General features: G+C 45.8%; 18 protein-coding genes. 12 read left to right on the top strand and 6 right to left on the bottom strand.

The features are described 5' to 3' along the window. Positions 1–237: 237 nt before the first annotated feature. Entirely contained in the window at positions 238–2,100 is a 1,863-nt protein-coding gene (locus ASG81_RS06520; RefSeq protein ID WP_056630759.1) for an LTA synthase family protein, read from the bottom strand. Positions 2,101–2,436: 336 nt separating this feature from the next. Here ASG81_RS06520 and ASG81_RS06525 point away from each other — a divergent pair, with 336 nt between their 5' ends. Next, positions 2,437–3,333, top strand: coding sequence for a M15 family metallopeptidase (locus tag ASG81_RS06525; protein WP_056630762.1), 897 nt, complete (start codon positions 2,437–2,439; stop codon positions 3,331–3,333). 100 nt (positions 3,334–3,433) lie between these two features. Here the strand turns inward: ASG81_RS06525 and ASG81_RS29620 are convergent, their stop codons facing one another. Together ASG81_RS29620 and ASG81_RS06530 are read right to left on the bottom strand one after the other, a co-directional pair. Then, positions 3,434–3,589 carry a DUF1540 domain-containing protein gene (locus tag ASG81_RS29620; protein ID WP_081417172.1) on the bottom strand — a complete coding sequence of 52 codons (156 nt, stop codon included), beginning with the start codon at positions 3,587–3,589 and terminating at the stop codon, positions 3,434–3,436. Positions 3,590–3,749: 160 nt separating this feature from the next. Further along, positions 3,750–5,066, bottom strand: coding sequence for a deoxyguanosinetriphosphate triphosphohydrolase family protein (locus ASG81_RS06530; protein WP_056630765.1), 1,317 nt, complete (start codon positions 5,064–5,066; stop codon positions 3,750–3,752). Between the two features lie 228 nt (positions 5,067–5,294). On the opposite strand from ASG81_RS06530, the gene cls reads away from it, so the two are divergent. From cls to ASG81_RS06560, 7 genes are all read left to right on the top strand, one after another. Further along, positions 5,295–6,743, top strand: a complete 1,449-nt coding sequence (gene cls, locus ASG81_RS06535) for a cardiolipin synthase (protein ID WP_056630768.1) — start codon at positions 5,295–5,297, stop codon at positions 6,741–6,743. Between the two features lie 51 nt (positions 6,744–6,794). Then, the gene (locus ASG81_RS30630) at positions 6,795–7,109 is read left to right on the top strand and encodes a hypothetical protein (RefSeq protein WP_155971272.1); all 315 of its coding nucleotides are present in this window, start codon (positions 6,795–6,797) and stop codon (positions 7,107–7,109) included. Between the two features lie 202 nt (positions 7,110–7,311). Further along, positions 7,312–7,704, top strand: coding sequence for a Fur family transcriptional regulator (locus ASG81_RS06540; protein WP_056630771.1), 393 nt, complete (start codon positions 7,312–7,314; stop codon positions 7,702–7,704). Further along, positions 7,683–8,516, top strand: coding sequence for a winged helix-turn-helix transcriptional regulator (locus tag ASG81_RS06545; protein WP_056630775.1), 834 nt, complete (start codon positions 7,683–7,685; stop codon positions 8,514–8,516). Before ASG81_RS06540 ends, ASG81_RS06545 begins: the two co-directional genes overlap by 22 nt. Positions 8,517–9,306: 790 nt before the next feature. Next, on the top strand, positions 9,307–9,978 hold the full coding sequence (locus ASG81_RS06550) for a hypothetical protein (protein ID WP_056630778.1): 672 nt from the start codon (positions 9,307–9,309) through the stop codon (positions 9,976–9,978). A gap of 313 nt (positions 9,979–10,291) precedes the next feature. Beyond that, a complete protein-coding gene (locus tag ASG81_RS06555; protein ID WP_235548759.1) occupies positions 10,292–10,774 on the top strand; it encodes a CcdC family protein in 483 nt (160 codons plus the stop codon). Between the two features lie 19 nt (positions 10,775–10,793). Then, positions 10,794–12,137 carry a DUF2252 domain-containing protein gene (locus ASG81_RS06560; RefSeq protein WP_056630785.1) on the top strand — a complete coding sequence of 448 codons (1,344 nt, stop codon included), beginning with the start codon at positions 10,794–10,796 and terminating at the stop codon, positions 12,135–12,137. Between the two features lie 168 nt (positions 12,138–12,305). Here ASG81_RS06560 and ASG81_RS06565 read toward each other — a convergent pair whose 3' ends face one another. Next, complete coding sequence (locus ASG81_RS06565; RefSeq protein ID WP_056630788.1) at positions 12,306–13,667, bottom strand: ABC transporter substrate-binding protein; 1,362 nt, start codon at positions 13,665–13,667, stop codon at positions 12,306–12,308. A gap of 179 nt (positions 13,668–13,846) precedes the next feature. On the opposite strand from ASG81_RS06565, the gene ASG81_RS06570 reads away from it, so the two are divergent. The 4 genes from ASG81_RS06570 (at position 13,847) to ASG81_RS06585 (ending at position 18,921) form a co-directional block, all read left to right on the top strand. After that, on the top strand, positions 13,847–15,679 hold the full coding sequence (locus tag ASG81_RS06570; RefSeq protein ID WP_056630793.1) for a sensor histidine kinase: 1,833 nt from the start codon (positions 13,847–13,849) through the stop codon (positions 15,677–15,679). Positions 15,680–15,713: 34 nt separating this feature from the next. Next, on the top strand, positions 15,714–17,267 hold the full coding sequence (locus ASG81_RS06575) for a response regulator (RefSeq protein ID WP_056630796.1): 1,554 nt from the start codon (positions 15,714–15,716) through the stop codon (positions 17,265–17,267). A gap of 252 nt (positions 17,268–17,519) precedes the next feature. Continuing rightward, positions 17,520–18,116 carry an HD-GYP domain-containing protein gene (locus ASG81_RS06580; protein WP_056630800.1) on the top strand — a complete coding sequence of 199 codons (597 nt, stop codon included), beginning with the start codon at positions 17,520–17,522 and terminating at the stop codon, positions 18,114–18,116. A 244-nt stretch (positions 18,117–18,360) separates the two neighbouring features. Next, the gene (locus ASG81_RS06585) at positions 18,361–18,921 is read left to right on the top strand and encodes a glutathione peroxidase (protein ID WP_056630802.1); all 561 of its coding nucleotides are present in this window, start codon (positions 18,361–18,363) and stop codon (positions 18,919–18,921) included. 1,145 nt (positions 18,922–20,066) lie between these two features. On the opposite strand, the gene ASG81_RS06590 is transcribed toward ASG81_RS06585, so the two are convergent. Next, positions 20,067–20,372: a hypothetical protein gene (locus ASG81_RS06590; RefSeq protein ID WP_056630805.1), complete on the bottom strand. Its 306-nt coding sequence runs from the start codon at positions 20,370–20,372 to the stop codon at positions 20,067–20,069. Next, positions 20,369–21,115, bottom strand: coding sequence for a glycosyltransferase (locus tag ASG81_RS06595; protein ID WP_056630807.1), 747 nt, complete (start codon positions 21,113–21,115; stop codon positions 20,369–20,371). Before ASG81_RS06595 ends, ASG81_RS06590 begins: the two co-directional genes overlap by 4 nt. Between the last annotated feature and the right edge of the window lie 15 nt (positions 21,116–21,130).

Raw genomic sequence — 21,130 nt, forward strand, 5'->3', positions numbered from 1 at the left:
TCAATGCAAAAACACCTCCAAGGTTATCCCCACATCTTACGACATGGATGCATTTTCTTGAAGGTGTTTTAATTTGTCTCACGTTAGGGGGTCAGTCCCCAGCATATTGCGCTTCAAAGTGAGCCTTTTCTATTTAAATATAAGAATTTATAAGTTTCACATTTATAAATAAGCTTATATTTCACCGCGAAACAAGCTGTTGCCGCCAAAGGACGGCGACAGCCGTTTACGCTTGGCTTATTCTTTCTTCCAACTTGGCAATTGGCTTACGTAGCTGTCAGACAGGTTGAGCAGCTCCAACGCGCGCTGGTACTCATCCTCCGTGGTTATCTGCTCCTTAATGCCGTCGCCTGCCAGCGGGTAATGCTTGCCGTCCTCGTAGCCGCTTCCTGACATGAACAGCTCCTTGCTGCTTAAAAAAGAGCCGGTCGGAAGATAATAACGCTGCGGCAGCATGTTATACGATTGATTGAACAAGTCTTGGCCAAAGTGGATATGATCGTCCAAGGAGATGCCGAGCAGATTCGCGATCGTTGGCAAAATGTCCACCTGACCGCCAAGCTGATCGAATACTTTCCCCTCTGTCATGCCTGCCGAAGCCACAACGAGCGGAATGTTCATCATATCGGTATAACCATATTCATGGCCGTAAATTTCAGCCATAAGCTCTTTGTCTTCACGGTCCAGCGAGTAAATCGGGAGGCCGAGATGATCGCCGTAAAGCAGAATCAAGCTGTTATCCCAAATGCCGCGTTCCTTCAAATCGGCAATGAACTGGCCAAGCGCGAAGTCCGCATAGTTTTGCGCACGGATATAATCGCCGACGAATGTGTTCTCATAACGCTCCGGAAGCGTCATTTTGTATTTACTTGCAGGAATCGTAAACGGATGATGCGATGTCATCGAAATGACGTGCGAGTAGAACGGTTTGCCGTTTTGGCTCATGCGTTCCATCTCGGCTGCTGTTTTCTTGTACAGTTGTTCGTCCGAGGAACCGAAAAATACGGTATCTTCCGTTCCGAAAAACTTTTGATCATAATAACGGTCAAAGCCAAGCGCCTTATACATCTCGCCGCGGTTCCAGAACTCGACGACATTTGTATGGAACGTTGTTGTATCGTAGCCGATCGCTTTCAGCATTTTCGGCAAGCTTGGAAGCTCCTTGTCCGCGTATATCATCGTTGCCGCGCCGCGCGGCGGAATATAGAAGGACGTATTGACGACGAACTCAGCGTCGGATGTGTTGCCTTGGCCGACCTGCTGATAGAAATGCTTGAAATAATAGTTTTCTTTCACAAGCTTGTTGATGTTTGGCGTAATCTCTTTCCCGTCGATTTTCAGGTTGACGAGGAAGTTTTGGAACGACTCCATTTGAATGATAATGACGTTCTTACCGGCTGCCGACTTCCAAAGCTGCGGCGCAGCTGGCTGCTCGATCTTTTTGACGGTATCGATTTTTGCTTGCGTTATATGGGTTGAATCAACGAAATCAATATCTTTTTTTGAGAAAATCGTATAAGCCTCATAATTGAGAATGCCCATTTGCTCCGCTTTGACAATTTCATTCATGCTGGCGCGGTTTGGTAAAATATTAAACAAGCAAAGCGCGATCGAAATGCTGAACAACGCAACGACAAGCCGTTTGTTTTCCTTACGGGAGCTTTCTTTTTTCCAATTAAGCGCCTTCTTGCGGCGAAACAACAAGGTAGCCATAATGATAATATCGGTGAAGATCAGCAGGAAGTAAGGGTCCATCAGCGAGAATACGCTGTTACTCACCGCTGTAACCTGATTCACCTGCTCGAGTGCAAGATAGGTAACGATAACGCCGTAATACTTGTAATACATAATGACGGCGAACAAGATGAGCGTCATCACCAGATTCGCTATTAAATAGTAGATGAGCTTGCGTTTGGATGCGAAATACTCTATGAGACAGTACACGATCAGAACAAACGGAATTTCTTTTAAAATCGTCGTCCAGGAGAATCCGTCCTCGAAAATAACCATCCATGCCAGATAGCTTTTGAGAAGCATAATAAACGAGAAAAAAAGGATTGGCCTTGTGCTTAACAAGCGTTTTGAAGTTAGAAATGTCATATAACCGCCTACCTTTCAAAGCAAAAACAGGCCGTCTCACAGAGGCAGCCAGCCTGCTAATATAATATATATGCGTTTTGTAAATTCTTATCCATTATGCTCCTAATTATAGTCGAATGTCAAAAGGCAAAAGGCTCCTTCAAGCCCAATAAAAATATCTGAAAATGACGAAAAAACAAACGTTTTCACTTATACATCCGCTGACATCATTTCCAGGCTGTGAGATTGCAACATTGCGGCCGTTTTAGTAGTCTATTAATGAGCCGGCATTGGACAAGGCATGGATACAAGTATACCAACATGAAAAATATGTAAATATAATAACTGGAGGTTAGCATGAAAAAAAGAGGAAGTAGGCTGCTGCTGTTCGTTATGGTATGCGCCGCGATGGTAATTAGTTACTCCTTTATGAAAACAGGAGAGTCGGCAACAATTCCCGCTAAGCAGGCTGCTGCTGATAATGGTGCGGCGGAAAGCGGCGGGGAAGTGACGGGCGATAGCGATTCAGGCACGAAGGACGAGCCTGGCGGCGAAGCGGCGGAGAATCCGGCGAAAAATGCGGGCAAGGACAACTCGCAGACGGCGAAGCCGGATGAGGAGACTGGAGCCGGACAAGCGGCGCAGACCGAGGACGGTATTGCGGTTATCGCTCAGCCTGCGGATATTGCCGTGCTCTTGAACAAGCAAAATAAGCTGCCGGAGGATTATAACCCTACAGATTTAGTGTATCCGGACGTCCGATTTATATTTTCCGAAAAGGTTGAAAAGCGCAAAATGCGGCAGGAAGCTGCAGCGGCGGTGGAGCAAATGTTTAAAGCGGCGGAGGATGACGGCATCCTGCTCGCAGGCGTATCCGCTTACCGCTCGCATAGCACGCAAAAGGCGCTGTTTGACCGTTACACGAAGAGAGACGGCTTGGTAAAGGCGAAAACGTACAGCGCTGTCCCAGGAACAAGCGAGCATGAAACGGGACTTGCGATCGACGTTTCCGGCAGCGAGGGCAAATGCGCGGCAGCCGATTGCTTTGCGGATACGAAGGAAGCGCTGTGGCTTGAGGAGCATGCGCATGAGTACGGATTTATTATCCGCTATTTGAAGGGGAAGGAAGAGATCACCGGTTATCAGTACGAGCCATGGCATCTGCGTTATGTAGGTAAGGATTTGGCTGCCGAGCTCGCTGAAAGCGGCGAGACGCTTGAAGAATATTTTGACGCGGTTCCTGTCGCAAAATAAAGAGCAATAGCAGCGGCGCAAGCCGCATCTGTACGAGACCGAGCATTTACGGACAATCGGTTCAGGGCGCCTGCGCTGCTTCTATTAGTAAAGCCAAACGTTAAATCTTTGGTTCGAAAGTTTTGCAATCTGTTTCTTCGGAATTGCTGGCTTGCTTGCCGCGGTTGCTGACAACATAAATAGAAGAGGCGGCGCAATTATTCCCTGCAGCCCAGTACTTGCATGAATTCACTTCACATAATACATCCTTAGCCATTATCAATCACCTCCTCCGTTATAGGATTGACAAACGATATATCGTTTTATACCCGGGAAGGTTGGATAAATATGGGGGAAGCTTTAGCAATATTATTTATGTCAAAAAAAGCGCAGCCGGTAAATGAGCTTATCTCATTCGCAGCTGCGCTTTCGATTCTTTAATCCATCTCGTAAATAGAGCCTGACTTGCTGGCATAAAGCTCAGCGTATACCTTCTCGGCGTATGCGTCGGTCATGCCTGAAATATAATCGGCGACAAATCGCGGCCAGCTCCACTTGCTCTTGTGGAGCTCAAAATTTTCGATCCAGTCCGGCGGGATGATGAGACGGCCGTATTCGGGCACCTTAAAGCTGTCCCACAGTCTGCGAATCATAATCTCGCTGCGCATTTGCAGGCGCTGAACGCGAAAATCCTTGATGAGCGTCACCCAAGCGAGCTTCTTCAATATTTCCATCGTCCGCAGCAATTCGATATCCTGCTGTCCCCCGTTGACGAACGTGACTGTTTTCCAGCCGCGCAATTTATCGTCAATGATGCCGACCTTGCCTGCGAATAAGCTGACCCAGCGCGCCTTCATCTCCCGCCTTGTGCGGGAGGACTCGCGTTCGCAGCTTACATACAGAGCTTCCCACTGCTCGAAATAAGAGACGAGCACGCGCTTCACCATCGAGGGAATATCGACCTCTCCCCAGCCGATTCCGGTATTGCCCTTGTCCTCGACAATTTCTTGAACGACATGGTCGATGAGCCTGTTGTCCTCGAAGAAGGTGCGGTTCATATGAATTTTGCCGGCACGAATGCCGTCTTCGATGTCATGCGTGGAATAAGCGATGTCATCGCACAGGTCCATCAGCTGCGCTTCTAGCGTTGAGCAGCCGATTGGAATTTTCCATGCCCGGCGAAGCTGCTCGATTTCTCCCCACTCGGTGCTGTACAAGCCCTTTAGACGGCCGGGTTCATCGAGGCTGAATGGGTATTTGTTAATGGCGAGCAGTACAGCCGCGGTTAAATCCAAGCCGCTTCCGCTTCCTGCGCGTTTCTCCAGAAACATTAAGATACGAAAGTTTTGCGCATTTCCCTCATAAGGCATGCCGTGCTCCTCCATGAGCACACGGTTGAGCACTTCCTCGCCTTTATGGCCGAAGGGCGGGTGGCCGAGATCATGGGCGATCGCCGCAATTTCCACTACCGCAGGGTCTAATATGAGTCCGGGATGCTCCTTGCGCGCGAGGAACTCATACTGCTTGCCGAGTCTGCGCGCAACCTCGCGCGCAATTTGCGACACTTCCAGCGAATGGGTTAATCTTGTCCTATAGTAATCGCCCGTACCTGCGCCAAACACCTGTGATTTGCCCTGCAGGCGGCGGAAGGCGGGGGATTGAATGAGCCTTGCATAATCCCGTTCATATTCGTCACGCTCTTCACTAAAGGTTCCGAGCGCTTTCTCGTCGAGCCTAAGTTTTCGTATGTCCATCGTTGTTCCTCCAGTGCCACTTCTGCGGGTCTTATTGGGATTAAATGAGAATACCATTTTCAACCTTGATGCCGGACTTATCTATTATGCTGGGCGGATCTTGAGCTGTTATCAACAGGCGCAAGGCGTTTCTGCTTGAATTGTAGCATATTATCAGGCTTGAACATACATCGTGCTTAGAGTATGATCGCATTAGCTTTTACATAAAATTGAGGTGCTTATATACGGATGGCTATTATGCAAAACGCATACGCACTTATTATGCTTCTAAACATTTTTTTGGCGGTTACTGTCATCTTTCTTGAACGGCGTAACGCGAGCACGACTTGGGCATGGCTGATGGTTCTTTTCTTCATTCCCGTCATCGGGTTTGTATTGTATTTAATATTGGGCCAGAAGATTCGCAGAAGAAAGCTGTACAAGCTGCTCGGCGACAGTCAGCGCATAATCGAGCATACGGTCGAGAGACAAATGCGTCAGCTGCGCGATAACGAAATTTCGTTTAATGATCCTGCCATGCACAGCTACCAGGACATGATCTACATGAACCTGAGGACGAGTTACGCGGTATATACGAGCAACAATGCGGCCCAGATCTTCACTGATGGCAAGCAGAAGTTTGATGCGCTGCTCAAGGATATCGAAGCGGCTAAGCACCATATCCATCTCGTGTATTATATCGTCCGCGATGATGAGCTTGGAAGAAGGCTCGTGAAGGTGCTCGCTGCGAAGGCGGCAGAAGGCGTCGAGGTTAAATTTTTGTATGATCATATAGGAAGCTCCAGCTTGCCGAAGCGTTATTTTCAAGAGCTGATCGCCGCCGGCGGCAAGGAAGCGGCATTTTTTCCGTCGCGAATTCCTTATTTGAATTTGAAAATCAATTATCGCAACCATCGAAAGCTCGTTATAATCGATGGGCAAATCGGCTATATCGGAGGCTTTAATATCGGTGACGAATACTTGGGATTGAGTAAGCATTTCGGTGAATGGCGCGATACGCATCTAAGGGTGCTCGGCAACGCCGTTCTGCAAATGCAGGCGCAGTTTCTTATGGACTGGAACCTGGCGGCTTCGGGCAGAATCGAGTTGAATGAACTGTATTTTCCGATTATGAGCAATAATACGGGCACGATCGGCATGCAGCTGGTGGCGAGCGGTCCGGATACGGAATACCAGCAAATTAAAGATGCCTATATCAAAATGATTTATGCGGCCAAAAAGACGATTTGCTTGCAAACGCCTTATTTTGTGCCGGATGAAAGCTTGATGACAGCACTGAAGATTGCTTCCTTGTCGGGGGTGGATGTACGCATCATGCTGCCGAGCAAGCCGGATCATTTCTTCGTTTATTGGGCGACGCATTCCTATTTGGGGGAGCTTCTCGCAGACGGGGTCAAATGCTATTTGTATGAGAAAGGGTTCCTTCATGCAAAAACGCTTATCATTGACGGCAAGGTCGCTTCCGTTGGAACAGCCAATCTCGATATTCGCAGCTTCAAGCTGAATTTCGAGATGAATGCGTTTATTTATGATACGCAGACATCGGCTAAGCTGCAACGCATTTTTGAGGAAGATGCACAAAATTGTATTCAGTTGACAGCTGACATTTACGCTAAGCGTCCGTTTATAAATCGTTTAAAAGAATCGGTCTCCAGACTGCTCAGTCCAATCTTATAAACGCAAATAAGAAAGGCTTCTGCTTATCCGAGATAACCAGAAGCCCTTCACATGCTTGGTAGACTACTATTCAATTTATTCAAACGCTCCAATCCGCTGCTTGCCTTGTTTCTTCTTCTTCTTCTTCTTCCTTTCGAATTTGTTACAAACCTTATCGACTTCGATCCTAACTTAATTGACCTCGATCAACTTCCTTTCGATTTGTTTCAAATCCTTTCCTTCCATAAGTACCTGTCATCCAAGTGGCCGTCAACTACACTTTCGCTGAGTCCCCGCATGTCCAGTCGTTCCTTCGGTACTCTCCTTCCCGAGTTAATGGGACATGCATCGCTAACCTACGTCAATGGGCTATCCCCTCTCGTTTAAGATAGGTTCAGTATACACCTTTATTAGAATTTTGTAAATATTCAGATTATTAATTTCGACAAAAAAATTAAAGCGTTTTCATAGATGGGGGAATCTATTAATAGAGTTATAAGGTCTCTTACAGCGGACGTCAAGGTTGACCGTTTCGGCTTATAATTTTATACTTAGTCTAAAGTCAGTATATAAAAGGAATGATGTTCTTATGAACAAAATTAACTTAACGATACAGCGTAAAACGATATTTGAAGTGGTGCAGCATGCGGATGACCATCCAACGGCGGCGGATGTCATAGACCGGCTGCGCGGCAAAGGCTTCAACTTCGCCTACGGCACGGTGTACAACTCGCTCCGCTATTTGACGGATGTGGGACTCATTCGGGAGCTGAAGCTAGGCGAAGCGGTAAGCCGTTATGATGCCCGTACGGACGAGCATCAGCATATCGTGTGCACCGTATGCGGCCGCGTGGATGAAGTGCTTACCGAATTGCCGGGCGGGTGGCTGCAGAAGGCCGCTTTGGAGACGAAGTATAAGATTGAGCATGTACAGGTCGTATTAGAGGGGGTTTGTGAACCATGCATGACGAAACAACCATAAGAGACGAGGCTTTCGTGAATGCGGGAGATTCTTTAGAACAGAGCGAGTCAGCCGGGTATTCGGAGGAAGAGCTGCTTCAAAACGGGATGCTTTGCTCGATAACCCAGCGGGTCATGATTATTAGTCCGCTGCCTGAACGGGTTAAGAGCTTGCTTGTCGCTTTGTCGGCTGAATGCTTCGATGTGTTTTCGCTGCATGATTTTAACAAAAGCATGCTTCAAAGCCTGCAGCCGGAGCTGCTCGTCTATGATGCAATACCAGTCGTACATGCTGCCACGGGCAATACGCTGCAGGCAGGAGCGGAATTGCTGGAATCTGCCGATCTACACGCGGTTCCTGTTCTTATTCTGCTGGATCAGAAGTCGTATGACTCGCGCGGCACTTTCGCTCTTGGAGCGGCGGAGCTGCTTGTATGGCCGGCTAAGCCGGAGCAAGCGATAAAGCAAATCAATCGTATGCTGCTGAATCGACCGGTTTTCAGAGCTCAAGCTGCGGTCGAAGAGATTCGTTCATTTAAGGATATTACGATTGATCTCAAAAAAATGACCGTTGACCGGGGCGGACAGCGCATCGATCTTACGAAGACGGAATATGACTTGCTGCTGCATTTCATATCATCGGACGGTTCCGTGCTTACGCGGGAGTCGCTGCTCGATACGGTGTGGGGCTTGCAGTTCTATGGCGGCAGCAACTTGGTCGATGCCCATATTAAGAGCTTGCGCAAAAAATTAAAGGACAGCGCCGTAGCGCCAAAATATATCGTTACGGTGCGCGGCGCAGGCTACCGGCTTGCGGATAATCGCGACCGGTAAGCGGCCGGGCTTCCCGGATTGATTAGAACTAAGAGGAGTATTTCTCTTGATAAAATATTCATCCTTCGTTCATTGAGCTTTCATGACAGTCAACTAACTAACTAACTAACTAACTAACTAACTTGCCGATTAACTGACTGAATAACCGACGAACTGACTAAATAGCCGACTAACTGACTGAATAACCGACGAACTGACTAAATAACCGATTAGCTGATTGACTAACTAACTAATTACTAACTAACGGGAAAAATTCCTGCTAATCGCGCGTTCGAGCTATTTTTCGTGCAAATAAAAGGAATTACTCCTGTTAATTCGCTCGAAACGGGCTAGTTCTTGAGCTATCCCCGATATTAGCTGGAGAAATTCCTGTTAAGTTGATTTACCAAAGAAATTCGACGATTTAACAGGAGATAATCCTGCTAAATATGTCAGGATATGCGTTATCGGTCATTTGGAGCTGCTGAAGAGGTCCAATCAGAGCGTTAGAGTTTCCTATGGAGTAGATTAACGGGAAATCTCCTGCTTTTCGCGCTCTCGAGCCCAGATTACGCGGCCAATATGAAAATCTGCTGATTTCAGGAATAGGATGCCGAGCAGTATAATATGAAAGCATTCCAAAACACACAGTAAGCACAAGTCTGAGCTTGCTGAGCGAATTGAATACAGGGACTAGCCTTATCCGGTTGGTTGTCCTATAATCATAGTCAAGAGACGAAGAACGTCCCGTTAACACTCCTGTGTGAGTGATACCGGGACGTTTTCTATTTTTCCAGAGAGGATGATCGAAATGGCATATGATGAAACGCATCGCTCATTTATTCAATATCACATCGATAATAGGAAGGGCGAACGCCGCGGCAGGCTGGAGAGAGGGCATGGCCATGCCGAAGCGCTCTTTTTACGCAATGTATGGTGGCCGCTCCGGGGTGACTTCCAGCATCTCCATCCTGAGTATGAAGTTATCGATTGGCGAGGAAGATCATACTTTGCTGATTTTGCCTGGCTGCCGGGGATGGTCAAGCTGATTTTTGAAATTAAAGGTTTTGCTTCGCATGTACGCGATATGGATCGGCAAAAATACTGCAATGAACTGAACCGCGAAACCTTTTTGTTCGCAATGGGTTACCGTGTTATTTCTTTCGCTTACGATGACGTAGAGAAGCAACCTGCGCTTTGCATAACGTTGCTTCGTATGTTGATGAGCAGATTTCAGTCCGGACAGTCGCCGATATCCCGTACACTGCTTGCAGAAAAAGAAATTGTACGGCTCGCGATTCAGCAAGCGCATCCGATTCGGCCGAAGGATGTGGAACGGCATCTTGAAATCGATCACAAAACGGCGGTTATACTGCTGCAAAAGCTGTGCGCAAAAGGTTGGCTGCTGCCCTCTTACAGCGGCAATCGGGCACGGGTCGTCCGATATGAGCTGGCTCGCGATTTCCTTGAGTACTTGGACTAATTGGAAAAGCTCTTGTTAGTTCCGCCAATTTGCATATATCTAGAGCAGAGGCCGGGCCCCTGCTGATCACCCATGGCACCATGTTCTCTCCACTTTCCAGCCACTCGTGATAGAATGATAAATAAGCATCCTTTAATGATATAGTTGGTTTTACTAATGCGACACTCGTTGCCATAGAATTCCCTCCTAAGCACCAATTGAGATTGATATTGACAGGGGTAGCTCAATCCATTCTGTGTTTGCAGTGAATCTTTTTTTGCAGTACGATGAAAGAAATAATAGGGCATCAATACCATACGACAGGGAGGACGCGGTGTTGTTGTCTACACACTTGATCCAAGCCGGCTCGGTCATCGTATCGGCTCTAGCTGGCCTCACACTTATCATACTTCGTATACGAGCCGGAAAAAAGCCTACCTCCTTGCGAAAAATTGTAATACCGCCGCTGGGCATGGCAACGGGCTTCATTATGTTTGCCTTCTCGGTGACTCATATTCCGTGGTTCTGGGGATTTTCTGCTTTTTTGACCGGTATGCTGATCTTTGCGTTTCCGTTAATCGTCACGACCCGTTTGGAACGCGTTGAATCCGAAATATACGTTAGACGCTCGAAGGCCTTTGTATTTATTATGCTGACGCTCTTTATCATTCGGCTATTACTGCACGGTGTCGTCGAGAAGTATATGTCGATTCCGCAAACCGGGGCGATTTTCTATTTGCTTGCGTTTGGCATGATTATTCCGTGGCGTCTTGCTATGATTAGTGATTATATGAGGCTGAAAAAACTAGAATCGTAGTTTAACGGAGGAAGAGCCTATGGATCCGAAGCTGACAGAACGAGTAAAGCTAACCCAGAATAAGCTTAGAAGGCGGACATTATCCGCGATATTTCAAGAATTTGATTACAAAATGATGAAGCTTGAGCGTAGCAAGCGCGAGGAAAAATATCTTAAAATGTCGGAAACGCCATTTTCCTTTTTTCGCGGCAGCGCTTATTTGTTTTATTTCGATGTGTCACGGGAATGGTTTCCGTATCATACGCCAGTCAACCGCCCGACCTGGATTCAGGGCGATTTGCATTTCGAAAACTTCGGCGCCTTCCGCAATGAGCAGGGTACGCTTGTCTATGACGTGAATGATTTCGATGAAGGCTATTTGGGCTCGTATTTGTATGACCTGCTGCGGATGTCGGTTAGCATCGCACTCGTTGGAAGATTAAAGGGGCTTATGCATGATAGCCAAATCAGCTCCATTGAAGCATACTTGCAGGCGTATTCCAAGCAAATGCGCCGATTCGTGAAGGGAAAGGATGATCCCGCCACGTATGCAATCGACGTCGATCAGGCGGAAGGACCCGTGAAGAAGCTGCTCAAAAAACTGCAAAAACGTAAGGATCAGCATTTCCTGGAAAAGGTGACCGCACTCGTACAGGAGCATCGACAGTTTGCGGCGACCGATGAAATCGTTCCGCCAACCGATGAGGAACGAGCTGTTCTGCTTGAAGCATGGCCGGTTTATTTGACTACCGTCGCAGCGGATGACGCGGAGGAGCTTCGCCATTTTCAGGTGAAGGACATTGCGGTGAAGCATGGCTCGGGAACAGCCTCCATCGGTCTCGACCGATTCTACGTATTAATTGAAGCGGGCGAGGAAGAGCAAGGAGGGGATGATATTGTGCTTGAGGTGAAAGAGGTACGAGTACCGGTTCCGGCGTACTTCATGCCGTATGACGAGACTTTCTGGTCGGTGTTCGAGCATCAGGGCAAGCGGGTGACGATGACGCAGAAGGCGATGCATCACGAAGCGGATCCCTATCTCGGCTGGCTGTCCATTGGAGAGCGCCAATTTTACGTGCGGGAGCGATCGCCGTACAAGAAGCGTCTCAAGCTTGATTCGTTTGAGACGGCGGGCGATTTGCTATCCGTCACGACCAGCATGGGAAAACTGACGGCTAAGCTGCATGCGCGTGCGGATGCCGATGTGGCGCAGGGTATTCTCGCTTACCATAGCGAAGTGGAAATTGTAAAGGCAATGGGCAATGACGAGGATGCATTTTGCGCGTCGATTGCGGGCTGGGCTGTCTCGTATGCGGACCGGGTCGAGCAGGATTACGCATTGTTCACGGAATGGCTGGGCGGAAGAAAGAAGCAATCGCACTAATAAATGTGATGACACGAAGAGGACTGCTCTCAGGCTGCGAGATGATTCATAGTAGAAAAAAGATGCCATGAACCCGATTATATCAGTCTTTAATGTAAAAAAAGCCGCAGCATGCCGCGGCTTTTTTTACATTAATCGACAGTGTAGTTTTTACAAGCGTGAAATTTGTTATTGTTTTTCTTTAAGTATGGCTGCATCTGCTTTATCTTTTATGGCTTTGATTGTATCGTCTAACGAATTTATACCACTAAGATAAAGATCGCTTTCCTGCAAAATAATTCTGCTGTACTCCGCTGCAGCAGGCCCTATATTTTTTTCTTGAACATACCCCAATTTGTTGTTAAAGAACGCTTTCGAAAGTTCATCTACGGTTACGCTGCCGTTGGAAAGCTCGGCGATGTGCTTAATGGAATCTTCTTGAGCCATCGGGTCTGCTAAAGCAGGTATGTTTCCGCGTATGATTGCACCGTACTCTGCCTTGAATTTCACATATGCCAAAGCCTCCTTCGGATGGGCCGAATATTTATTCACAGCATGGGTATAGGTTACACCGAAATTATTCGTTCCCATTCCATCCGTTGGAATTTGCGTAACGCCCCATTTCCATTCCTTCGGGAAATCCTTTTCGTTGGTGAGCAGACCCGTATACCAGTTACCAATAAAGTGCATTCCGTATTTCCCGGACATAAACCCATCCCATTGCAGCTGTTTTGCTTTGTAATCTAGCCAATTGGGCTGAATCTTATGAACATTCCCTAAATCCCCAAAAAATTCCAAGCTTTCTTTAAAGATCGGATCGTCATAATTTGATGTACCGTCTTCCTTGTAGGCCGAAACATTATGTTCTCTTGCGAGCATAAACATATAGATGTCAAAATCCAGCATATACGATCCATAGATTCCTTTTGCAGGGTCGGTTAGTTTTTTTGCTGTATCGATATATTGCGACCATGTCCATTCTGCAGGCGGGTAAGGAACATGGGCATCATCAAATATTTTTTTATTATAAAATACGGCCCACATCGATACGCTTTCAGGCAAAGAATAGATGATATTTCCATTGTACTTTGTTAAATATTTACCATGAATTTTATCTGCATCGTAAAGCTCTGCTTCCAACAACTCGTTTAATGGCAGCAGGAAACCCTTTTTAACATATTGATCAAGCGGTAAAGGATTGGCTAATGGGATCACGTCGATTGTAGAGACGGAGGAAGCCAGATCCATATCTATTTTTTTATACACATCATCACCGGGAACAACTACCAATTCTACTTTAATTCCAGTCTTGGCCGTAAATGTATCATTGATTATTTTTTCCATTTCATTATTAATAGCGTCTGAGCTTATATAGACTTTGATTGTGGTCTGCGGCTTAGCGGTGTCTGATGATGAAACTTTTACGTCAGTTTCTCCTGCTGGTGCTGTTGATGGTCCCGACTTGATGGTATTTAAACTGCAAGCAGATGCAACAAGTGCTAAAACCAACCCGGTAACAAGAATGAAGCCTTTTGAATAATAACTTTTCATGTGATACCTCTCCATTTGTTATATGTATGGACCTAATAAATACCGTCTATGTAAGTAGCGTATATGGTTATTCTTTTTATGTAAAGGCAGTTTTTTTGGTAAAAAGCGTTATTGATATTTGGATGTATTGTGTGATGTAATAATCAAGATATGCTGCTAAAGCATATAAGGAGGGGGATTTGATCAAAGCAAGGATTGGTGTGCAGGGAAATATGTTCCTGATTTTCTCATTGTTGACTCTACTGCTGATTATATCTTCCTTCTCGTTTTTCTATTATTACATGTCTGGTCGTTTGGAGAAGGAAGCCATCGAAAATATGGAGCAATTAACAGCGAGGATGTCAAAAGAAACCGACTCGTTCCATAGCGAGCTAAATCATATCACATTTCAAATTATCCATAATTCCGAGATCATAGATATTATGAGACAGGCAGCCGAGTCCGTATATATTGAAAACTACTTTAGAAATCATTCCGAAGCGGAACGTAAGGTAAAGAATTATTTGGCTACCATTAAAAGCCCCGATTTTAATATATCACGTATCAGTCTATATAATGACCGCGGCGATTATGTAAGCTTGGGAGTGGCTCCGGCAGACAACGACGCGATTCGTGCCGAGCTGAAAAGCGATTCTTTTCATGCTGAATATAAGCGAAATATTGAAAATGATAATATTAACTTTATCGGTCCGCATGCCGATCTCTTTTCTAATGATGAAACTCAAAAGGTAGTCTCGTTTTATCGGGTATTTCGCAATTTTATGGAGACGTTCGGCATGATCGAAATTCAGCTAAGCGATTCGAAATTCGCAGAGACCCTGGATGCGCCTAATATCGCCGAAATGCAAGTGTACGTTTTTGACAAGGACGGGCAATTGGCGTATATAAGGCAAGGAACTGAGACGCAAGAAGATATTACATTGAAGCAATTGCTTGGAGACCAATCAACGAGCTATTCTGTTGCCTCCATGACCAGAAATCTGAATCAATCCAATTATATCTTGACCTATCAAAAGTCTCCTTTAAGCCAGTGGAATATTGTCCTTGCAGCGCCTAAGTCTGTGTTGCTTTCCTCTATTAAAGTAGTAGGCAGAATAACAGTCGTCGTAAGTATAATTTTCATTATTCTCAGCTTTATCATGATTTTTGTTATTACCAAACAATTGACCAAGCGTATCCGCAAAATTAGCAACTTGATTCGGGATGCCAGTTTGGACAACCCTTCCATTAAAACGGATGATTCCAATAATGAATTCATTCTCATCAGCAGAGCCTTCGATAGCATGTTCGCGCGGCTGAAGGATTCGATGGAGCAAGATGTACAAGCACGTTCGCGGGAATTGAGGGCTCGTATTAATGCGTTGGAAGCGCAAATGAATCCGCACTTTTTGTATAATATGCTGGCGGTCATTGGCTCAGCAGGCGAGCAAGCCGGAGTAGATAAAGTGATGGAATTGTGTGAGAAGCTTGCCCGTATGTTCAGGTATACTTCACAGCATCAGGATAAAGAAGTTACCATTCGGGATGAAATCATGTATGCGCAGCTTTATCTGGAACTTATGAAAGAACGATTCGAGGATTACTTCCAATATCGGTTGGAGATCGATGAAGCAACGCTCTCTTCAAAGGCACCGCGTCTGATACTCCAGCCCCTTATCGAAAATTGTTTTCGTCATGCCTTTCAAAAAAGCAGTCCCCCGTGGGTAATCCACCTGTCAATTAAGCAAACTTTCGATCATAGCTGGTTGTTTGAAGCCAAGGATTGGGGGGATGGTTTTGATCCGGCAGTTCTTGAAAAACTACAACGGAGAATGGATTCCGAAGATCATTATAACGCCGATTATAGCAGTGAAATTAAAGAATCTTCCGATAATCAAGACGGTGTCGGTCTTTTCAATACATTAATGCGTCTGAGACTTACTTACGACGAGCAAGCTTTTTATGAAATTTCAACGAACCATCCTACCGGTACAATTGTTCGCATCGGAGTGAAACACAAATCCGAACTTTAAACCACAGTAGAATTCGAATTTGGAGGAAGCGCAAATGATTCAAGTGATGATTATTGAGGATGAACCGCCTATTGGGCGCGGCCTCAAATCAATGATCGAGTCCACCCACGACAGCTTTGAAGTCGTTGCCATGGCTTACAACGGTCAAGAGGCGTTGGATCTTCTTAAGAAGATACAGCCTGATATGATTATAACGGACATTCGCATGCCGATTATGGATGGGATCGAATTGGCACGCGAAGTTCGAAAGCGCTTTCCGGATATTCAAATCATTCTGCTTAGCGGATATCAGGAATTTGATTATGCGAGAGAAGCCATGCAGCTTGGCATCATGCATTATCTGCTTAAACCGCTGTCAAAAATGCAACTTAAAACAATGCTTGACGACTTATACACCGAGATGGTGCAAAGGAAAAGAAATAGGTACAAACAAGCAGCTGCTTCTCTGATCAAAGGGGAGCGGCGGGCTGATGATCCATTCGAAGAAGAAGGTTTATATGCAGCGCATATGCTGATGCTTTGCTGTGCGGGATCGATGCCCATTTTTACATACAATGACGACATTCCTGGAAAAGCGTTCTGGGAGCGATACGATTTGCAAAAAACAGCTGAGGGCGAAGCGGCAGGGGGATTTGGCGATCTGACTGTCTTAAATGGGAATTCTGTTTCAGAGAGATGGATCTGCCTTTCTTTATACAAGAATCAAGCAGAACTTCGCTCTCCGGATGAATGGGCGAAAACGGTCGCGGATTGGCTCGGAGGGGATTTGCCTATTTCGATCGCATATAGCCCGTATTACTCAGACATACGGCAAACAGCAATTTTTTCACAATCCATGCGATCAACCTTGTATAGGAATATGATATTTGGAGTCTCGACCCGGATTTCGATCCAAGACGACGCCGTCCGTTCCGAATTTCCCCTTAATTCCAATCCGTTTTTGGAGCGGAAGCTCTCCCTCACTGTCGGGCCGCAGTATGTCGAACTCTTCAAGACGGAAGTTATGAAAATAGTTGACAGTTGGAGGCAAGCGCCGCCAAGACAAATCTATGTGAAGCATAGCTTAACACGCATCCTGGAGGGCTTGCTTCAAACGCTGCACATCGATCATCTGTGTATGTCAGCGGTTCCGGATTACGTTCAATATATAATCGCCCATGCTTCTGACTATGAAAGTCTCTCTCAGAATGTATGTAGTACCATTGATACGTTTTTCTCGATGCGCATTGCTGATTTGGACGATGAGGAAACGAACGTTGATATCGTTCAAAAAATCGAGGAGTATTTGAACGAGCATTTTGCCGAGCCGATTGATCATCAAAAACTGTCTAATCAGTTTGGACTTGTACCTTCTTATTTGAGTAAGATTTTTTCCAAGTCCAAGGGACTCTCACCTGCCAAATATATCGTACAGCTCCGAGTTGATACGGCCAAGGAATTACTAGTGGAGCATCAGGATATGCTCGCCAAAGATGTTGCTTTCGTAGTCGGCTATTCGGACCCTAACTATTTCAGCCGTATATTCAAACGCGAAACGGGACTTTATCCATCCGAATTTCGTGAGAAGAACGGTGTGAAAGTACGATGAATAGATGAGGCGAAAAAAACAAGCTGGTTTCTGAGCTTAAATAATCAATAATGAAGTAACGTCGTTCGTCTGAGGAACGGCGTTTTTGTTGTGCAATTTTATGAACAGATTATAATATCTAAAAAAATCCATCTGGGCAGTTTAATCAGAAGTTTAAAAAATCCATCAGGACTGTTTGAAAATGTCCATTTTGTTCTAATGAAATAATAATTATAATGATAGCAAGTTACATCAGGATTGGAGAAAAATCCAATGACGAGTTTATTGATGCTAGAAGCAATGAACAAATTGAAAAAGAAAGACAGAGAGATTTACAATCACAGTTTACGCGTTGCTGAAATCGCCGAAATGATAGCCTCGCATTTGCATTTGGACGGGAAACAAACCTATCAGTTGGTTAATGGATGTTGGCTGCATGATATCGGGAAGTTATTGATTCCTATACAATTCATGAAGAAAACCGGCTCGTTTTCGCCAATTGAAAGGGAAATATTGAAGCGCTATCCAACCTTAGGAGCTGAAAGTTTGAGAGCACTCAATAAAATCGACGGCCATATTATCGATATCGTGGAGCTTCATCATGAACGCTGGGATGGACAAGGCTTTCCCTATGGTTTACGTGGACAAGACATCCCGGTATTCGCCAGGATATGCGCCATTGTCGATTCATTCGACAACATGGTCAAAATCCTCCCCTATCATAAGAAATTATCGTCGCGTGTGGCTAAAGAACAACTGCTTATGGATGCCGGTACGCTGTTTGATCCGTATTATGTTCATATTTTTATAAGTCTGTTTGATCTGATTGATCAGCAGTTGATTAACCAGCTGCACCCGAACATCTGTTAGCTATTTTCGAATATATAAGGCAATAAAATCAACCTCTCTTCTAAACTTGATAAAACATGATGAGATAACGTCGTTCTCTTGCGGAACGTCGTTTTTTATTGATTTTTTAAGCAAAAAAAATCCATAGGCGCCCGATAAACTGGTTTGACAAGTCCTTGATGTTCATGGTATTCTTTTCTAATAAATAAATTGTATACAATTTAATTTGCTAAAATCTATGTAGACCTAAAGGAGGCAAAAGGCAATGAGCGTTTATTCGTATGAGCTGGAGACTATTAAAGGTGAACTCATAAGCATGGAGCAATATAAAGGCAAGGTACTGATTGTCGTCAACACGGCTAGCAAATGTGGCTTTACGCCGCAATATGCGGATTTGCAAAAGCTATATGCCGAGTATAAAGAGCAGGGGCTCGAAATACTTGGTTTTCCAAGCAACCAATTTGGCGAGCAGGAGCCGGGTGCAAATTCCGATGTGCAAAGCTTTTGCCAGATGAACTATGGGGTTACGTTCCCCCTCTTCACAAAGACCGATGTACGCGGCGAAGCGGCTCACCCTCTATTCAAGCATTTGACGGAAGAAGCGCCTTTTGATGGTTTTGAAACAAGCAACCCAAGCGGAAAGATGCTTAATTCCTTCCTGCAGGAGGAGCTGCCGCATTACCTGGAGGGCAACTCAATCAAATGGAACTTTACGAAGTTTCTGATCGATCGCGAAGGGAATGTCATAAAACGGTTCGAGTCGACCGACGAGCCCTTCGAAATGAAGGCCAATATCGAGCAGCTGCTGCAGTTCTCCCTCACCTAAAAATGAAATATATGCGGCTTCCGGGCGAAAAAAAGCCCATTTAATGGCTATTCTAGTCGTTTTGCGGAGGAGATTGGCGTCTGGTGGCGAGTTCGTTCTCTATTTCTAATATGGAGATATAAAAATGAGCCATAGAATGCTGGCCTGACACACCGAATGAGGGGCTGCGCTGCAATGATGAGGCAAATACATTTTCTGATGTGCTAGATAAGTTGAAATGGGGGGCTGCTCGCCAATCGAACGCCCTCACACCCGCTATTTACGGGTTAGAACAGTATTCCAGGTGGAGTATGGAGTGAAAAAGACAATGCTGCTTCATCTTGTGTGCATCTCCATCACTATCGGTACATGAGATAAAACGTCGATATAGCGGATCAGAAAGTGCTTAAATGGGGTCATTCAACAGGCATGCCTTCATTAATAAGGACAGGTTGAAAATGGACAGAAACGGAAATTCCGTTCTGTCCATTTTTCATGCCTTCGGAAACCTATGGAGCAGGTATATGACACTTTGCTAATGTAAGTAATAGTTGTAAATATGCAATTAATAATAAAAGGTTATTAGCTAATTATAGATTTTATCCGGGTTACTACGGACTTTGTGTAATAATCCGCTTCGATAATAATTGGGTTTATTTATGCATAAATATATTTGGGGACTCAAATTTATTATTTGGGAATCTATTGTCGGCCGGAAAGATTAACCTCATATGAACCGTGTGAAATCTGATATAAATATCGTCCTCGGTTTACGCCTCCCACCAGGCAATATTTACTTCTGTTCCAATTAGGCCCAGTACGGATAATGATCCTATCTGTCCCGCCGAAATACAAAATGAGGGTAGCCACTGCGGAAATACCCCGGATATTCTTGAATTGTACAAGGATCGGCCGCTTACATAAACTGCGTAACAATCGCCGTTTCAAATTCCCTAAATTTGGCATAGATTATCGGAGCATGGACACGAGGGGAAGAAGAGGAGATGCCAAAATCGGCGAATCGCTGTGACGGGGTTATTAGGAAAAAAAAATGTCGTAAACCCGCCTCATCAAAGCTGAAAAAAACCAAGTGTAAACGGAAAAGGGCTAAGTGTAAAAAGAAATGCTGCTGTCGAAAACGTACCGCTGTATGTTCGCCCGCTCGGTTAGATACAGCTGCCGTAAATGATAAGCCCTTCAGCGGCTCCGGCCATTTCCTCGAAAGCGGCAGCAATTTTTTCTGTGTCATACGTCCAGCCTCGCACGCGTACGCCCTCATAGACCGTATCGAACGCGCCAAAATAAGAGAGCTGATAAACGACAGGGCACAGCCCCATCTGCGAGATTACTTGACATAGAGCATGTACGTACCGCTCCAAGCCTCCGCCAAATGGGCGTGATATACTTTGCGTATACCCATCCAAATAACTATGCGTCAATATCGTAACCGTAGAAGGTGCGGCCTCGCTCAATCCTCATTCCCCTCCTCGCGCCAACGGACCAGATGCGGCTGCGGATCGAGAATCGACTCGTAATGCGCGAGATTTCCCCATTTGCCAAATGGATCAATCTGCTTGTAGCGCTCATACTTCGCCCGCCGGTCTGCTTCGCTTCCGGCCCAGCCCAGATGCTTCACCCGAAACTCGGTGCAAACTCCCGGCAATGCGGCTGCGGTAATGGGCAATCTCGGCACATGATGCTCCCATTGCGGATAATAATAATGATAGCCGGGCAAATAACGGATGAGCGTCATCGTATGCCGCTTATGCAAATTCCACCATTCATCCTCGCGATAATGACTAAGCGAGCCCCAAAAATCGTACATGCGAAATGTAACCCAATCATATTGGTCCTGATTAATAAGCTCCCGAATGGCTTTTACTGCCCGCTGCTCGTAGATTTCATCCGCATCAACGGACAGAATCCAATCGGGCTCCGTTGCAGCCGCCTCCTGCCAGAGCTTCTCCCGCAGCTGCCACTCCGAGCGAAAGAGGGACGTATCGAGACGCACCAGCTTCACGACCTTATCGAAGGAGCGGCATAGCTCGTAGGTTCCGTCCGTGCTGGCGTCATCGACAATGACGATCTCGTCGACAAAGCCGGACAGCTCGGACAAAACCGCCTCTAAGTACCGGCCCTGCTCATTTCGTACCTGCATAATGGCAGTCAGCTTGTTGCCGGCCATTTTGCGCCGCCAAATGCGTCCGTCGTTCATGGATACGCCTCCTTC

It is taken from the genome of Paenibacillus sp. Soil522 (assembly GCF_001428245.1).
Lineage (GTDB): Bacteria > Bacillota > Bacilli > Paenibacillales > Paenibacillaceae > Pristimantibacillus.